Raw genomic sequence first — 15,343 nt, forward strand, 5'->3', positions numbered from 1 at the left:
AGGTCGGGGGAGTGTTGACAGAAAGCGCCCACCGGCCGGTAGGTTCGGCCGGGTCCACCACTGGACGTCCGACCGGTCGGACCTCCACGCAGTCGTCGAACGCCGCTGGGTCATGTGGGGCGGTGTGCCGCACCGGCGCACCGCCACTGACAGCCAGGTCCAGCGCCGGCGCCTCGGGAGCGAGGGAAGGTTTCGTCCGGACGGCAGGTGTGACCCGGGTGGGGCCCGGAGGTTCAGTAGACAACGGCTCTCGGTCGACCCGCAGCCAGCGGATCCCAGGTCGGCCCGAAGGACGCCGGGCCCCGACCCGCAGTGCTGCCCTTCTGTCCCCCGATCCATGCTTCTGTCCGTGCGGACGCACGCCACCCCGTGACCGTGCCGGGGTCCTGCCGCGTCCTGCTGGATATGGTGTGCACCTGCGTACGGACTTTAAGGGGCAGTAGTGAACGACGGCGGACAGCGGCAGTTCGGCCCGCTCGGCAGGGTCCTGGTGATCATCCCGACCTACAACGAGGCCGACAACGTCGAGCTGATCGTCGCCCGGGTGCGCGCCGCCGTGCCGGAGGCGGACATCCTCGTCGCCGACGACAACAGCCCCGACGGCACCGGCAAGGTCGCCGACGCGCTCGCGGTCGGCGACAGCCAGGTGCACGTCCTGCACCGCAAGGGCAAGGAGGGGCTCGGAGCCGCCTACCTCGCCGGTTTCCGGTGGGGATCCGAGCACGGCTACGGCGTCCTGGTCGAGATGGACGCCGACGGCTCCCACCAGCCGGAGGAGCTGCCCCGGCTCCTCACCGCCCTGAAGGGCGCCGACCTGGTCCTCGGCTCACGCTGGGTGCCCGGCGGCCGGGTGGTCAACTGGCCCCGGCACCGCGAGATGATCTCCCGCGGCGGCAGCCTCTACTCCCGGATGCTGCTGGGCCTCTCGGTCCGTGACGTCACCGGCGGCTACCGGGCCTTCCGCACCGAGACCCTGGACGGTCTCGGCCTCGACGAGGTCGCCTCGCAGGGGTACTGCTTCCAGGTCGATCTCGCCCGGCGGGCCGTCGAGGCCGGCTACCACGTGGTCGAGGTGCCGATCACCTTCATGGAGCGCGAGATCGGCGACTCCAAGATGAGCCGCGACATCCTCGTCGAGGCCCTGTGGCGGGTCACCGGCTGGGGCATCACCGGCCGCGCCAACAAGGTGCTGGGCCGCAAGACCCCCTGACCGTCCCCGGCCGTCCCAAGATCACCTCCTTACGGCGCCCGGACGCCCGTACAGGCACACTGGGGGCATGACGACCGGCACACCGCCTCCGACCCGTCCACGGCGCTCACGCGCCCGTACCCTCCTGCCGCTGGGCATCGCCGTCTGGCTGGTGCTGGAGATCTGGCTGCTGACCGTGGTGGCCGGCGCGGCGAACGGCTTCACCGTGCTGCTGATCCTGGTCGCCGGCGCCGTGCTCGGAGCCGTGGTGATCAAGAGGGCGGGCCGGCGCGCCTTCCGCAACCTCACCGAGACCCTGCAGCGGATGCCCGGACAGCCGGGCGCCCCGACGGCCCCGGCCGAGGCCCCGTCCGGCACGAAGGGCAACGGCCTCCTCATGCTGGGCGGCCTGCTCCTGATGATCCCCGGCGTGCTCTCCGACGCGGCCGGCCTGCTCCTGCTGCTGCCCCCGGTCCGCGCGGTGCTCGGGCGCTACGCGGAGCGCTCCCTGGACCGGCGGATGAGGTCGGCGACGGCCGGAGGCTTCTCGGAGGCCTTCCAGCAGGCCCGTATCCACCGGCCGGACGGCAAGGTCGTCCAGGGCGAGGTCGTCCGCGAGGACGGTCCGCCCGGGCCGCACCGCCCCGACGACGGCGAGGGCACCGGCCGTCCGCCGCTGACCCCCTGAACCGCCCCGCCCGATTCCACCGGCCGCGCTACGGTCCGCCCCCCGGGGCGGGCCGTCCGGGCTCCGACGGGGAACCGCGGCGGCGCCGGGGAACCGGCGGGCGTCACCGTGTGAGGACGGACACACCAAGAGCCGCGGGCCGCGACACATGTGCTGTGTCGCGGCCCGCGGCTCTTGATCGTGCGGTGTCAGGCGGTCAGGCAGACTTCCTGCTGTCCCGCGGGTGCACGGCGATGTTCATGGCACCGGAGCGCAGAACCGCCAGCCTCTCGGCCAGCACCTCTTCCAGCTCCTCGCGGGTACGCCGCTCCATGAGCATGTCCCAGTGCGTGCGCGCGGGCTTGCCCTTCTTCTCTTCGGGGCCGTCCCCGTCCACCAGGAGTGCCGTGGCGCCGCACGCCTTGCACTCCCACTCCGGCGGAATCTCCGCCTCTACCGAGAACGGCATCTCAAATCGATGTCCGTTCGGGCATGCGTACTCCACCGCCTGGCGCGGGGCCAGATCGATGCCGCGGTCCGTCTCGTAGCTGGTAACCACGAGTCGCGTGCCGCGGAGAGCTCGCTCACTCATGAATCGTGCCTCCCGGGCTTGTCGCCCACAGGACAGGTGTCGCTGTCGTCGTCATCCGGTCAACGTCCGGTCGGCGGCAAAGATTCCCGTTGCCGGTCATGCGTCGCCCGTCGTCCCGCTGCTCGGTCTGGGTTGCTCTTACCCACGGGTGCCCGGTTTGTCACCTCTGGCGGAAGATGTCACCCAGGGGTTTCACTCTTCCACTCGCAGTAACGGTCCTCCGGGCAGGCCAAAGACGTATACTACCGGCCTTTCACTTCGGCGTCTAAACGCGTTCCGGCACGGGGTTGCCCGCGGCGGCCACCGCGGCCCGCACCGGCACCCTCGCCAGCAGCGCCGAGCCGACCACGAAGAAGAGCACCAGGGACAGGATCGCATCCCGGTAGCTGCCGGTGAGCTGGTAGCCCAGACCGAAGACCAGCGGCCCCAGCCAGCTGAGTCCCCGGTCGCTCATCTCGTAGGCGGAGAAGTACTCCGCCTCCTTGCCGCGGGGCACGAGGTGCGAGAAGAGGGACCGCGACAGGGCCTGGCTGCCGCCCATCACCAGCCCGATCGCCGCGGCCAGGACGTAGAAGAACACCGGCGCGTCGGAGGGCAGCACGTACGCCGCGGCCAGGATCAGGGTCCAGACGGCCAGCGACGCCAGAATCGTGTGCTTCGCCCCGTAGCGCCGGGCGAGTCGTCCCATCCCCAGGGCCCCCGCCACCGCGAGCACCTGCACGAGCAGCACCGCCGTGATCAGGGTCGTCTGGTCGAGGCCGAGCTCTGCGGAGCCGTAGAGGGACGCCTGCGAGATCACGGTCTGGATGCCGTCGTTGTAGACCAGGTAGGCGAGCAGGAAGGACAGCGTGAGCGGATGGCGGCGCATGTCGCGCAGCGTCGCCAGCAGCTGCCGCCAGCCGGAGCCGACCGCGCCCTCGCCGGCCGCCCCGCCGTCGCCGCGCACCACCCGGCGGTCCCGCAGCCGGCGCAGCGGGACCAGGGCGAACGCGCCCCACCACACGCCGGCCGAGGCGATGCAGATCCGGACCGCTTCGGACTCGGACAGTCCGAAGGAGTCGTGCCCCGTGTAGAGGACCAGGTTCAGGACGAGGACGAGGGCGCCCGAGGTGTAGCCGAACGCCCACCCGCGGGAGGAGACCGCGTCGCGCTCCTCGGGTGTGGAGATCTGCGGCAGGTACGCGTTGTACAGGGCCATCGAGACGGAGATCGACGCGTTCGCCACGATCAGCAGCAGGGCGCCCAGCAGATAGCGGTCGCCGTCCAGAAAGAACATGCAGGCGGTCGCCGTCGCGCCGGTGTACGCGGCTGCCGCGAGGAGGGGCTTCTTGCGTCCCGTGCGGTCGGCCGCCGCTCCGACGACCGGCATGACGATCACCGCCACGACGATCGACACCGACACGGCGTAGGCGAAGAGCGAGCCCGCCCGGACGGGTATGCCCAGCGGGTGCACGAACCCGTCCGCGTCGGCGGCCGCCTCGGCTATGGACGTCAGGTACGGGCCGAGGAAGACCGTCAGCACGCTGGTGGAGTACACCGAACACGCGAAGTCGTAGAAGTACCAGCCGCGTTGCTCCCGCCTGCGGTCGGCGTCCCCGGCCGGCCGCTCCGCCGGATCCGCGGTCCCTGCGGTGTCGGTGCTCACGCGGCGCCCCCTCGATCGTCCCGTGCGGACGCCGCGGTTCCCGGCGTCACGCCCAGGCCCCCCGCTCGCCCAGCACCGTGCGCAGCGTCTCGATGTGATCGGTCATGATGCCATCCACCTCCAGGTCCAGGAGCGCTGCCATCCGTTCCGGTTCGTTGACCGTCCAGACGTGCACCTGGAGTCCGAGCGCGTGCGCCGTGCGGACGAACCTCCGGTCGACGACCCGGACGCCGTTCTGGTGCTCCGGGACCTGCGCGCAGACCGCGCCCGCCCGGAGCGCCGCCGGTATGCCGTACGAGCGCAGCCTCAGGCCGAGCACGCCCCGCACCCCGTAGGAGGTGGCCAGCCGGGGGCCCGCGAGGCGGTGGGCCCGGGCCACCCGGGCCTCCGAGAACGACCCCACGCACACCCGGTCCCACGCGCCGGTCCTGCGGATCAGGGCGACGAGCGGGGCGAGGGCGGGCTCCGCCTTGATGTCCACGTTCCAGCGGGCGTCGGGGAACTCCTCCAGCAGGTCCTCGAACAGCGGCAGCGGTTCGCTGCCCGCCACCCGCGCCCGGCGGACCTCGCTCCAGGGCAGTGCGGCTATCCGCCCCGCGGCGTCCGTCACCCGGTCCAGCGTCGGGTCGTGGAAGGCGACCAGGCGCCCGTCCGCCGTGGCGTGCACGTCGGTCTCGAAATAGCGGTAGCCGGCGCCCGCCGCCCGGCGGAACGCGGCTGCGGTGTTCTCCAAGCCGTCCGCCGCCCCGCCGCGGTGGGCGAAGGGGATCGTCGACGGATGGTCCAGGTAGGGGTGGCGCCCCGGGGTCGCTGCGGTCACCGCGGGATTATCGCCCCTCGCGACGACCGTCAGGCAACGGCCGCGGTGCGGGCGTCCGGCGCGGGAAGGGCGAAGAGGCGCAGGAAGAGCTGGGCGAGCGGTCCGATGGCCAGGGCGTAGAGGACCGTGCCGACGCCGAGGGAGCCGCCGAGCAGGAACCCGGTCACGACCACGGCGACCTCGATCGCCGTGCGCACCAGCCGGACGGAGCGGCCCGTGAGCCGGTTCAGGCCCGTCATCAGGCCGTCGCGCGGCCCCGGACCGAAGCGCGCGGAGATGTACAGCCCGGTCGCGGCGCCGTTGAGGACGACGCCCGCCGCCATCACCGGGATCCGCGCCCCGAGGCCGTGGATCTCCGGTACGAGGGCCAGGGTGGCGTCCATGGCGATCCCGACCACGAAGACGTTGGAGACGGTGCCGAGCCCGGGGCGCTGCCTGATCGGGATCCACAGGAGCAGCACCACCGCTCCGACGACGATCGAGACGACGCCGATGGAGACGCCGGTCCGCCCGGACAGGCCCTGGTGCAGCACTCCCCAGGGTTCGAGTCCGAGCCCGGCGCGCACCAGGAGCGCCGAACTGGCGCCGTACAGGGCCAGGCCCACGGAGAGGTGGGCCAGCCGCCGGCTGAGACCGGCGCCGCTCCGGACGGTGGGATCGGACAAGGTGGTGCCCCCTGTGTGGTGACGGTGGACTGCTGCATGTCACTCTGTGGCAGGGGATCGGCCGCCAACTATGGCCAATCCGAGGAAGGTGGACTGATTCGCATGGCCCAGTGGACCTCGACCGTGGGTGCGGCGCAGCTCGCCCGCCAGCTCCAGAGCCGGCAGGCCCGGCCCCCGGTGCCCGGCACCCGCAAGCCCCCCGCCTACCGGGCCCTCGCCGACGGCGTCCGGCTGCTCGTCCTGGAGGGGCGGGTGCCCGTCGCCGCCCGGCTCCCGGCCGAGCGTGAGCTGGCCCTGGCCCTGTCCCTCAGCCGCACCACCGTGGCCGCCGCCTACGAGGCGCTGCGGGCGGAGGGGTTCCTGGAGTCACGCCGCGGGGCGGGCAGCTGGACCGCCGTCCCGGCCGGGAACCCGCTGCCGGCCCGCGGTCTCGAACCGCTGCCCCCGGAGTCCCTCGGCTCGATGATCGACCTCGGCTGCGCGGCCCTGCCCGCGCCTGAGCCGTGGCTGACCCGCTCCGTCCAGGGCGCACTGGAGGAGCTGCCGCCGTACGCGCACACGCACGGCGACTACCCGGCCGGACTGCCCGCCCTGCGCCGGATGATCGCCGACCGCTACACGGCGAGCGGCATCCCCACCATGCCCGAGCAGATCATGGTCACCACCGGTGCGATGGGTGCCATCGACGCCATCTGCCACCTCTTCGCCGGACGCGGTGAGCGCATCGCCGTGGAGTCCCCGAGCTACGCCAACATCCTCCAGCTGATGCGGGAGACGGGGGCCAGGCTGGTGCCCGTGGCGATGGAGGAGGGGCTCGGCGGCTGGGACATGAACCGGTGGCGGCAGGTGCTGCGGGACGCGGCGCCGAGGCTCGCCTACGTCGTCGCGGACTTCCACAACCCCACGGGCGCGCTCGCCGACGAACAGCAGCGCCGGGCCCTGGTCGAGGCCGCCCGCTCGGCCGGCACGGTCCTGGTGGTCGACGAGACCATGAGCGAGCTGGACCTGGACGGCGGCGACCTGCCGCGCAAGGTCTGCGCCTTCGACCCGGCGGGGAGCACCGTCCTGACCGTGGGTTCCGCCAGCAAGGCGTTCTGGGCGGGCATGCGGATCGGCTGGGTGCGGGCCGCGCCGGACGTGATCCGCAGCCTGGTCTCGGCGCGCGCGTACGCCGACATGGGGACCCCGGTGCTGGAGCAGCTGGCGATCGACTGGCTGATGCGGACCGGCGGCTGGGAGCAGGCCGTGACCGTCCGGCGCGAGCAGGCGAAGGAGAACCGGGACGCCCTGGTGCGGGCGGTGCGGCGGGAGCTCCCCGAGTGGGAGTTCGAGGTGCCGCGCGGTGGCCTCACCCTCTGGGTGCGTACCGGCGGGCTCTCCGGCTCCCGGCTGGCCGTGGCGGGCGAACGCGTCGGCGTCCGCGTCCCGTCCGGACCCCGGTTCGGGGTCGACGGTGCCTTCGAGGGCTATGTGCGGCTGCCCTTCACGGTGAGCGGGGCGGTGGCGGACGAGGCGGCCCAGCGGCTCGCCATGGCCGCCGGACTGGTCGCCTCCGGCGCGGGAGCGGGAGCGGAGGCACCCCGGACCTTCGTGGCCTGAGGTGCCGCCGCGCCGCCCCTCCGCCGTGTCCCGAGGTGCCCCGCCGCGCTATCCCTCCGCGGTGGCCGGGGCCCCGATCAGCCGGTCCGCGGGGGCGGAGGCCCGGCCGGGCGGCCCGGGCGCGGGGCGAGCGTCCGGAGCGGCCCGCTCCACCGCCGGTGCCCCGGCGGGCAGCAGGTCGAGCACCGCGGTGCGGTGCGCCTCGCTCGTGGCCTCGTCGTACGGGTCCGGGGTGGCCGGTACCTGGAGCCGCAGGACGGCGCCGCCGCCCAGCCGGGTGTAACCGCGGCCCGGGGGGACGTCGGGGGTGGGCGTGGTGTGCGGCTGCGCGCCGAGCACCGCCTCGACCTGCTCGCGGTCCGCCGGGCCGAGGACGGCGCGCGCCCTGGTGTGCGCGTGCACGGACTCGTCGAGTGCGTCCAGGCTGTCGAACTGCTCCGCGACGACGACCGTCACGCCGGCGGCGCGGCCGTGCCGCAGCGGCACCCGGAGCAGCTCCTGCGGGTCCTGCCTGCCGTCGGCCGCCGCCAGGTGCCCGAGTGCGCCCGGGCGGTCGACCAGGATCCAGAGCGGGCGTCCGATGTCCTCGGGCTCGGGGTGCCCGGCCTGGCGGGCGCGGTTGGCCGCGATGAGCCGCCGCTCGGTCTCGTGCGCCGCCCATTCGAGCGTGGCGAGGGCCCCCGCCAGTCCGCGTTCCACGGCCAGGACGCCGGCCCGCCCGGTCAGGAAGCCGTACTCGCCGCTCCCGCCGCCCTCCACGACGAGGACGTCGCCGTGCTGGAGGGCCTGCAGGGCGAGCGAGCGCAGCAGGGTCGTGGTGCCGCTGCCCGGGTGCCCGGCGACCAGCAGATGGGGCTCCGTCGAACGGGCCCCGGTCCGCCAGATCACGGGAGAGGCGTCCCGGGTCGCGTCGCCGTCCTCCACGGGCACGGTCCGCCGGACCGCGTCGGCGTCGGTGAAGCCCAGCACCGTCTCGCCCGGGGCGGTGACGAAGCGCTGGGCGGCGAGGGTGGTGGGCAGCGCGGCCAGCACGGTCATGAGGAGGTGGTTGTTCTCCTCGTCCCAGGCGAAGTGGTACTCGCGGCCCCGGCCCGACTTGGCGTGGAGCACCTGCTCGACGCGGGAGCGGGCGTCGGGATCGCCGTCGGTGAAGTACGCCGGATAGGTCACCTGGAGCCGGGTGAGCCGGCCGTCGGCGTCGAAGGCGTACGAGGTGCCGAAGGTCTTCTCCCAGTCGCCGCCGTGGGAGAACAGCGGGCCGGGGTCGTCGGGGACGGAGAAGTGCGGGACCAGCGCCTCGTAGAGCGCCCGGAGCCGGGCCGTCTCCGCCTCGTCGGGGCCGGTCTTCACGGGGGTGCGGTCGCGCCCCCGCCATGCGGCGGCGCCCATCACCGAGATGAGGGCCAGCAGCGGCCCGTAGGGGATGAGCGCCACCACCAGGACGCAGGCCGCGACGAGGAACAGCGCGTGCCCGCGCCGTTCCCTCGGGGTCGCGGCCCACTTCTGCCGTGCCGCCCCCGCAAGCAGCCGCATGCCACGGGTGACCGTGATCAGCGGATGGAGGACGTCGGTGGCGTTGTCGGCGGCCGTGCGCGCGATCTCGCGACTGCGGGTGATCGAAGCGCTGCCGCTGCTCAGAATGCGGGGGAGTGGTCGCCGGGCCACGTCGGTCTCCTGAAGAGGTCGGAGCGGTTTCGGAGCGTCAGAACTTGATCCCGCCCAGCATGCTGGCGAGGCTCGCCCCGCCGGCCGTGATGCTCGGCGCGATGGCGGTGCCGGCCAGGTAGAAGCCGAACAGGGCGCAGATGAGGGCGTGGGACGCCTTGAGCCCGTCCTTCTTGAAGAACAGGAAGACGATGATGCCGAGCAGTACCACGCCCGAGATGGAGAGGATCATGAGCGGTTCTCCTGGTTGATGGGGACAGTCACCATGAGTACTTCCAGGATCACAAGATGTACCTATACGATAAAAGGTGCAAGTGAGTGAATAAGGATGCATGTCACCCGACCGGCGGGCGCGGAGCCATCGCCTCCGCAGGGCCGCCCGATCCCCGCGAGCCCCGCCCGCACGGGGAAAAGGGCCCCGGAACCGTGATCCACGGCCGCTCCGGGGAAGGCTGACGAGCGACCCGAGCAGTACTCTGTCGATTCACTCGTACGGCCCCTCCGCCGTACCCCCCACCAGGCCGGCCACGGCCGGAAGCCCATGGAAGGCGGTCCGCCCCGATGAGCGAAACCCCCGATCCCGAGGTGGTCGAGCTGGCGACGAAGGTCTTCGACCTCGCCCGCCGGGGGGAGAGCGGCACACTCGCCGCCTACGTCGACGCGGGGGTCCCCGCGAACCTCACCAACGACCGGGGCGACTCCCTGCTCATGCTCGCCGCGTACCACGGGCACGCGCCCGCCGTCGTCGCGCTCGCGGACCGCGGCGCCGACCCGGACCGGGCCAACGACCGGGGACAGACCCCCCTGGCCGGAGCCGTCTTCAAGGGCGAGCGCGCGGTGATCGACGCACTGCTGGCCGCGGGCGCCGATCCGGCCGCCGGAACACCCTCCGCGGTGGACACCGCGCGCATGTTCGGCAAGGACGACCTGCTGGAACTCTTCGGTGCGCGCTGAACGGCGGGCCGGGCGGTCCGTCGTAAATGTGGTCGCGTCGGCGAAATGGCTGGGTCATCATGACGTCGCGGGTCCGCACCGGGCCACCGACGAGAGGCAGAGGAAGATGAACACCAGGCGGAAGACGGCGGTCGGCCGATCGTGCAGCTGCGCGGGCTAGGGGATGTCACCCCGGCACAAGGAATAGCACAGTCCCGGTCGCGTCGACAGCTTGATGTGAGGCTTTCCCCATGTTCGATCCGTTCATAGCGCCGAGCGGCACCCTGCTCGGCCTGCTGCAGAGGGGCCGCGGCGACGGCACGCTCCACGCGCTCGCCGCACCGCGCCCCGAGGCCCTCGCGGCGCTCAACCACTGCGTCCTGAGCGATCCGCGTCACGACTGGCAGATCGAGAACCGCTCCCTCTACTACGCCCGCCTGTACCTCGACCTCGACGGTGGCACCGAGGAGATCGAGCGGCACCTGTGGGACCCCGAGGACCACCTCGACACCGACGACTCGCGCACGGGGCTCGCACTCGCCGTGCTCGGGCACCTCGCCTCCTACGGGCGCGACGACGCCCTCGTGCTGCTGCGCCGGTACGCCGCGTCCGGGGCCAACTGGGCCTGGGCGCTCGACGAGCTGGCCCTGCGCGACGACGACACCGGGCTGCGCTCCCTCGCCGAGGCGGTGCTGGCCCGCTTCCCCGCCACCCCCGACGGCACCGCCGAGCTCGCCGCGACCGTGCGGGACGCCTTCGAGCCCCGCCCCTGGCGGCTCTGGGCCGACGACCCGCGCGAGACGGTCGGCGCCCGTGTCCGGGCCGCGACGGAACAGGGCTCCTTCGACCGCTGGCAGCGGCAGATGAGGCCGGGCGGACCGCGTCCCGGCTGGAGCGTCGAGGCCGTCTTCGCCTGGGCCCAGGAAGGCCTGGAGCGCGGCAGCGCCCTGCACGTCCCCGCGGCGCGCTGCCTCTCGGCCGTCGCCGGGGCCGAGGACCGGCCGCTGATCGTCGAGGCCGCCCGCAGCGGCCCGGACGGCGCGCGCTGCGCCGCCCTGCACTACCTCGCCGAGGCCCGGGACCCCGCCGTGCTCGATCTCGTCGAGCTCGCCGTCACCGGCCCCTCCCGGACCGGCCCCTCCCGGACCGTCGCCGATGCGGCCGTCGCCGCCTTCGAGCGCATGTGCGGCGACGAGGCCGTCGCCCGCGCACGCCGCTGGGCCCACCGGCCCGACGCCCTCGGCGCCTCGGCGGCCGGCGTCCTCGCCTGCCGCGGCGCCGCCCAGGACACCCCGCTGGTCCTCGCCGCACTGCGCGAGGCGGTCCGCGGCGAAGGCCCCGACACCACGCGGCTGTGGACCCTCGTCGACGGTGCGGGCCGGCTGGGCATCGCCTGTGCCGCCCCCGTCCTGCGTCACGTCTACCGGGAGACGTCCTCCTCGCACCTGCGCGGCCGCGCCGCCCGGGCCCTGGCCGCCACCGACCCGTCGTTCGCCAGCGGGTTCGCCGTCGAATGCCTCTGGGACTGCGAGGAGACCACCCGGGAGCTGGCCGCACACCACGCGGAGACCGGGGACATCAGGGTCGCCGAACGACTGCGGCGGCTCGCCGCCGACCCGGCCGAGGAGGCCGAGGTGCAGACCGCCGTACGCAGCCGGATCGGACCGGACGCGCCCGCCGTCTGAACCGGTGCCCGGCCGACCGGGCCCGGACGCCGCGCGCCGGGGGCGCGCGGCCCACGCCCCTGCGACGCCCCGGGCGGAGAGCCCCGGGCCGGCCGCGGACACCCGCCCGGTGCCGCCACCCGCGTCCATGCCGTTTCCCGCGCCGCGCTTCGCGCCCGCCCGCTACCGGCCCGCCCCGCGCCCGCCCGCGCCCACCGGCCGCCCGTCACCGCCCCGTACGCGGCTCTGCTGCGGGGGTCCGTGCCCCGCACCAGAATGGAGGGATGACCGGGCGCTGGGAGTTCTGGATCGACCGCGGCGGCACCTTCACGGACATCGTCGGGCGCGACCCCGAGGGCCGCCTGGTCTCCCGCAAGCTGCTCTCGCGCGACCCCGGACGCCCCCGCGACGCCGCGGTCGCCGGAATCCGCCTGCTGCTCGGCCTCGGCCCGGACGACCCGGTCCCCGCCGACCGGGTCGCGGGCGTCAAGATGGGCACCACGGTCGCCACCAACGCGCTCCTGGAACGGCGGGGCGAGCCGACCGTCCTGGTCATCACCGAAGGGTTCCGGGACGCCCTGCGGATCGCGTACCAGAACCGGCCCCGCCTGTTCGACCGCCGCATCCTGCTCCCCGAGGCCGTGTACGACCGGGTCGTCGAGGTCCCGGAGCGCGTCGACGCCCGGGGCGGGACCGTACGCCCCCTCGACCGCGCCGCCGTGGCCGAGCGGCTCCGGGCCGCCGCCGGGGACGGTCTCCGCAGCGCCGCCGTCGTGCTCATGCACGGCTACCGGTACCCGGAGCACGAGCGAGCCGTGGCGCGGGAGGCCGAGGCGGCGGGCTTCACCCAGATCAGCTGCTCGCACGAGGTCAGTCCGCTGATCAAGCTCGTCCCGCGCGGCGACACCACCGTCGTCGACGCCTACCTCTCGCCGATCCTGCGCAGGTACGTCGAGGAGGTGGCCGGTGAACTCGCCGGGATCCGCCTCATGTTCATGCAGTCCAACGGCGGGCTCCGCGAGGCGGCGCACTTCCGGGGCAAGGACGCCGTGCTCTCCGGGCCCGCCGGCGGCGTCGTCGGCATGGTGCGCACGTCCGCCCAGGCCGGGTACGACCGGGTCGTCGGCTTCGACATGGGCGGCACCTCCACCGACGTCTCCCACTACGCGGGCGAGTTCGAGCGGGAGCTCGACACCCGGGTCGCCGGGGTGCGGATGAGCGCCCCCATGATGAGCATCCACACCGTCGCCGCGGGCGGGGGATCCGTCCTGCACTTCGACGGGCGGCGCTACCGGGTCGGCCCCGACTCGGCGGGCGCCGACCCGGGCCCCGCCTGCTACCGCCGGGGCGGCCCGCTCACCGTCACCGACGCCAACGTCATGCTGGGACGCGTCCTCCCGGAGCACTTCCCCGCCGTCTTCGGCCCGCGGGGCGACGAGCGGCTCGACGCGGCCCTGGTCCGGGAACGCTTCGCGGCCCTCGCCGAGGAGGTCTCCGCCGCCACCGGGAGCGGGCGGACGGCCGCCGAGGTGGCCGGCGGCTTCCTGGAGATCGCGGTGCTCAACATGGCGAACGCGGTCAAGAGGATCTCCGTCCAGCGGGGCCACGACATCACCCGCCACGCACTCACCTCCTTCGGCGGCGCCGGCGGGCAGCACGCCTGCGCCGTCGCCGACGCCCTGGGCATCGGCACCGTCCTCGTACCGCCGCTGGCCGGTGTCCTCTCCGCGTACGGGATCGGTCTGGCCGACGCCACCGCGATGCGCGAGCAGTCCGTCGAGGCCCCGCTGGACGAGGACACGGCGAGACGCGTGCGCGCGGTGCGCGACGACCTCGCGGAGCGCACCCGGGCCGAACTCCGCGCGGACGGCCTGTCCGACGGCGCCGTCGGCACCCGGGCGCGGGTCCTCCTGCGCTACGCCGGCACGGACGCCGCCCTGCCCGTGGCCCACGGCACCGTCGCCGCCATGGCGGCGGAGTTCACCGAGGCGCACCGGGCCCGGTACGGCTTCACCATGGACAAGCCCCTGGTGGCCGAGGCCGTCTCGGTGGAGGCCACCGGCACCGCCGGACCGCACGTCGCGCCCCGGACCGGCGTGCGCACCGGCGAGGGCCCGCCGAGGCCGCTGGGGACCGTCACCATGTTCACCGGGGGCGGGTGGCGCGACGCCGGGCTGCACCGCCGCGGCACCCTGCGCGCTGGTGACGTCGTGCCCGGCCCGGCCGTCGTCGCCGAGGACGACGCCACCACCGTCGTCGACCTCGGCTGGCGGGCCGTGGTGGGGCCGGCCGGGCACCTCGTGCTGACCCGGGCCGAGCCGAGACCGGGCCGGACCGCCGTCGGCACCCGGGTGGACCCGGTCCTGCTCGAAGTCTTCAACAACCAGTTCATGTCGGTCGCCGAGCAGATGGGCGTGCGGCTGGAGAACACGGCGCACTCCGTCAACATCAAGGAGCGGCTGGACTTCTCGTGCGCCCTGTTCGACGCCGACGGCGGCCTGGTGGCGAACGCCCCGCACATCCCGGTGCACCTGGGATCGATGGGGGAGTCCATCAAGGAGGTGCTCCGTCGCAACGCGGGGTCCCTGCGGCCCGGCGACGTGTACGCCGTCAACGATCCCTACCACGGCGGGACTCATCTGCCGGATGTGACCGTCGTGACACCGGTGTTCGACGAGCCCGCACGGGGCGGGCGGGACCGGCTGCGCTTCCTGGTGGCCTCGCGCGGCCACCACGCGGAGATCGGCGGCATCACCCCCGGCTCCATGCCCGCCTTCAGCCGTACGGTCGACGAGGAGGGCGTCCTGTTCGACAACTGGCTGCTGGTGCGCGACGGCACGCTGCGCGAGGCGGAGACCAGGCGCCTGCTCACCGGCGCCGCCCACCCCTCGCGGGACCCGGACACCAACCTCGCCGACCTGCGCGCCCAGATCGCCGCCAACGAGAAGGGCATCACGGAACTGCGGCGCATGACCGAGGAGTTCGGCCAGGACGTCGTCGAGGCGTACATGGGCCACGTCCAGGACAACGCTGAGGAGTCCGTACGCCGGATCGTGGCCGGGCTGCGCGACGGCTCCTGCCGTTACGAGACCGACGGCGGCGCCGTCATCGAGGTGGGCGTACGGGTCGACCGCGCGGCCCGCCGCGCCGTCATCGACTTCGCGGGGACCTCCCCGCAGCTGGCCGGCAACTTCAACGCCCCCCGGGCCGTGGTCATGGCCGCGGTGCTCTACGTGTTCCGCACCCTCGTCGCGGAGGACATCCCGCTCAACAGCGGCTGCCTGAAACCCCTGGACATCCGCGTCCCGGAGGGATCCATGCTGGCCCCGGTCCACCCGGCGGCGACCGTCGCGGGCAACGTCGAGACCTCCCAGGCCGTCACCGGCGCCCTCTACGCCGCCCTGGGCGTCCAGGCCGAGGGGTCCGGCACCATGAACAACTTCACCTTCGGCAACGACCGCGTCCAGTACTACGAGACCGTCGCCAGCGGTTCCGGCGCCGGCGACGGCTTCGACGGGGCCGACGCGGTGCAGACCCACATGACCAACTCCCGGCTCACCGACCCGGAGATCCTCGAATGGCGCTACCCGGTGCTGCTGGAGAGCTTCGGCGTGCGCGGGACCGGCGGGGGAGCGGGCCGGTGGCACGGCGGGCGCGGGGTGGAACGCCGGATCCGCTTCCTCGAACCCGTCACCGTGACCCTCCTGTCGGGCCACCGCAGGGTCCCGCCCTACGGCATGGCCGGCGGCGCCCCCGGAGCCCTCGGCGAGCAGTACGTCGAACGGGCCGGCGACGGGTCCGTGACACCCCTCGAAGGTTGCGACACCGCCGCGCTGGACGCCGGGGACGTCCTGGTGCTGCGCACCCCGGGAGGCGGCGGTTACGGGCCGCCGTGACCGGTCGC

12 protein-coding genes are annotated in these 15,343 nt (G+C 73.9%); 6 read left to right on the forward strand and 6 right to left on the reverse strand.

From position 1 onward, the window contains the following. Positions 1-442: 442 nt before the first annotated feature. Both ABZ172_RS20265 and fxsA read left to right on the forward strand, forming a co-directional pair. On the forward strand, positions 443-1,210 hold the full coding sequence (locus ABZ172_RS20265) for a polyprenol monophosphomannose synthase (protein ID WP_356885118.1): 768 nt from the start codon (positions 443-445) through the stop codon (positions 1,208-1,210). 67 nt (positions 1,211-1,277) lie between these two features. Then, positions 1,278-1,877 (forward strand): FxsA family membrane protein, encoded by a 600-nt coding sequence (gene fxsA, locus ABZ172_RS20270; RefSeq protein ID WP_356885119.1) that lies wholly within the window; start codon positions 1,278-1,280, stop codon positions 1,875-1,877. Between the two features lie 196 nt (positions 1,878-2,073). Here fxsA and ABZ172_RS20275 read toward each other — a convergent pair whose 3' ends face one another. The 4 genes from ABZ172_RS20275 to ABZ172_RS20290 all read right to left on the reverse strand — a co-directional run bounded on the left by ABZ172_RS20275 (position 2,074) and on the right by ABZ172_RS20290 (position 5,578). Further along, complete coding sequence (locus ABZ172_RS20275; RefSeq protein WP_014044757.1) at positions 2,074-2,448, reverse strand: RNA polymerase-binding protein RbpA; 375 nt, start codon at positions 2,446-2,448, stop codon at positions 2,074-2,076. Between the two features lie 265 nt (positions 2,449-2,713). Next, the gene (locus ABZ172_RS20280) at positions 2,714-4,093 is read right to left on the reverse strand and encodes an MFS transporter (protein ID WP_356885120.1); all 1,380 of its coding nucleotides are present in this window, start codon (positions 4,091-4,093) and stop codon (positions 2,714-2,716) included. Positions 4,094-4,139: 46 nt separating this feature from the next. Beyond that, positions 4,140-4,913: a glycerophosphodiester phosphodiesterase family protein gene (locus ABZ172_RS20285; RefSeq protein WP_356885121.1), complete on the reverse strand. Its 774-nt coding sequence runs from the start codon at positions 4,911-4,913 to the stop codon at positions 4,140-4,142. A 29-nt stretch (positions 4,914-4,942) separates the two neighbouring features. Then, positions 4,943-5,578: a hypothetical protein gene (locus tag ABZ172_RS20290; RefSeq protein WP_356885122.1), complete on the reverse strand. Its 636-nt coding sequence runs from the start codon at positions 5,576-5,578 to the stop codon at positions 4,943-4,945. 102 nt (positions 5,579-5,680) lie between these two features. On the opposite strand from ABZ172_RS20290, the gene ABZ172_RS20295 reads away from it, so the two are divergent. Continuing rightward, positions 5,681-7,177, forward strand: coding sequence for a PLP-dependent aminotransferase family protein (locus ABZ172_RS20295; protein ID WP_356885123.1), 1,497 nt, complete (start codon positions 5,681-5,683; stop codon positions 7,175-7,177). Positions 7,178-7,225: 48 nt separating this feature from the next. Here ABZ172_RS20295 and ABZ172_RS20300 read toward each other — a convergent pair whose 3' ends face one another. Next, positions 7,226-8,842, reverse strand: a complete 1,617-nt coding sequence (locus tag ABZ172_RS20300; RefSeq protein ID WP_356885124.1) for a hypothetical protein — start codon at positions 8,840-8,842, stop codon at positions 7,226-7,228. Positions 8,843-8,879: 37 nt separating this feature from the next. After that, on the reverse strand, positions 8,880-9,074 hold the full coding sequence (locus ABZ172_RS20305) for a hypothetical protein (RefSeq protein ID WP_014044751.1): 195 nt from the start codon (positions 9,072-9,074) through the stop codon (positions 8,880-8,882). Between the two features lie 329 nt (positions 9,075-9,403). Between ABZ172_RS20305 and ABZ172_RS20310 the strand changes: the two genes are divergently transcribed. The 3 genes from ABZ172_RS20310 (at position 9,404) to ABZ172_RS20320 (ending at position 15,335) form a co-directional block, all read left to right on the forward strand. Further along, positions 9,404-9,796 carry an ankyrin repeat domain-containing protein gene (locus tag ABZ172_RS20310; protein WP_356885125.1) on the forward strand — a complete coding sequence of 131 codons (393 nt, stop codon included), beginning with the start codon at positions 9,404-9,406 and terminating at the stop codon, positions 9,794-9,796. Between the two features lie 230 nt (positions 9,797-10,026). Then, positions 10,027-11,460: a HEAT repeat domain-containing protein gene (locus ABZ172_RS20315; protein WP_356885126.1), complete on the forward strand. Its 1,434-nt coding sequence runs from the start codon at positions 10,027-10,029 to the stop codon at positions 11,458-11,460. 263 nt (positions 11,461-11,723) lie between these two features. After that, entirely contained in the window at positions 11,724-15,335 is a 3,612-nt protein-coding gene (locus ABZ172_RS20320; protein ID WP_356885127.1) for a hydantoinase B/oxoprolinase family protein, read from the forward strand. Positions 15,336-15,343: the final 8 nt, after the last annotated feature.

This window comes from Streptomyces sp. NPDC006296, from assembly GCF_040613235.1.
Taxonomy (GTDB): Bacteria; Actinomycetota; Actinomycetes; order Streptomycetales; family Streptomycetaceae; genus Streptomyces.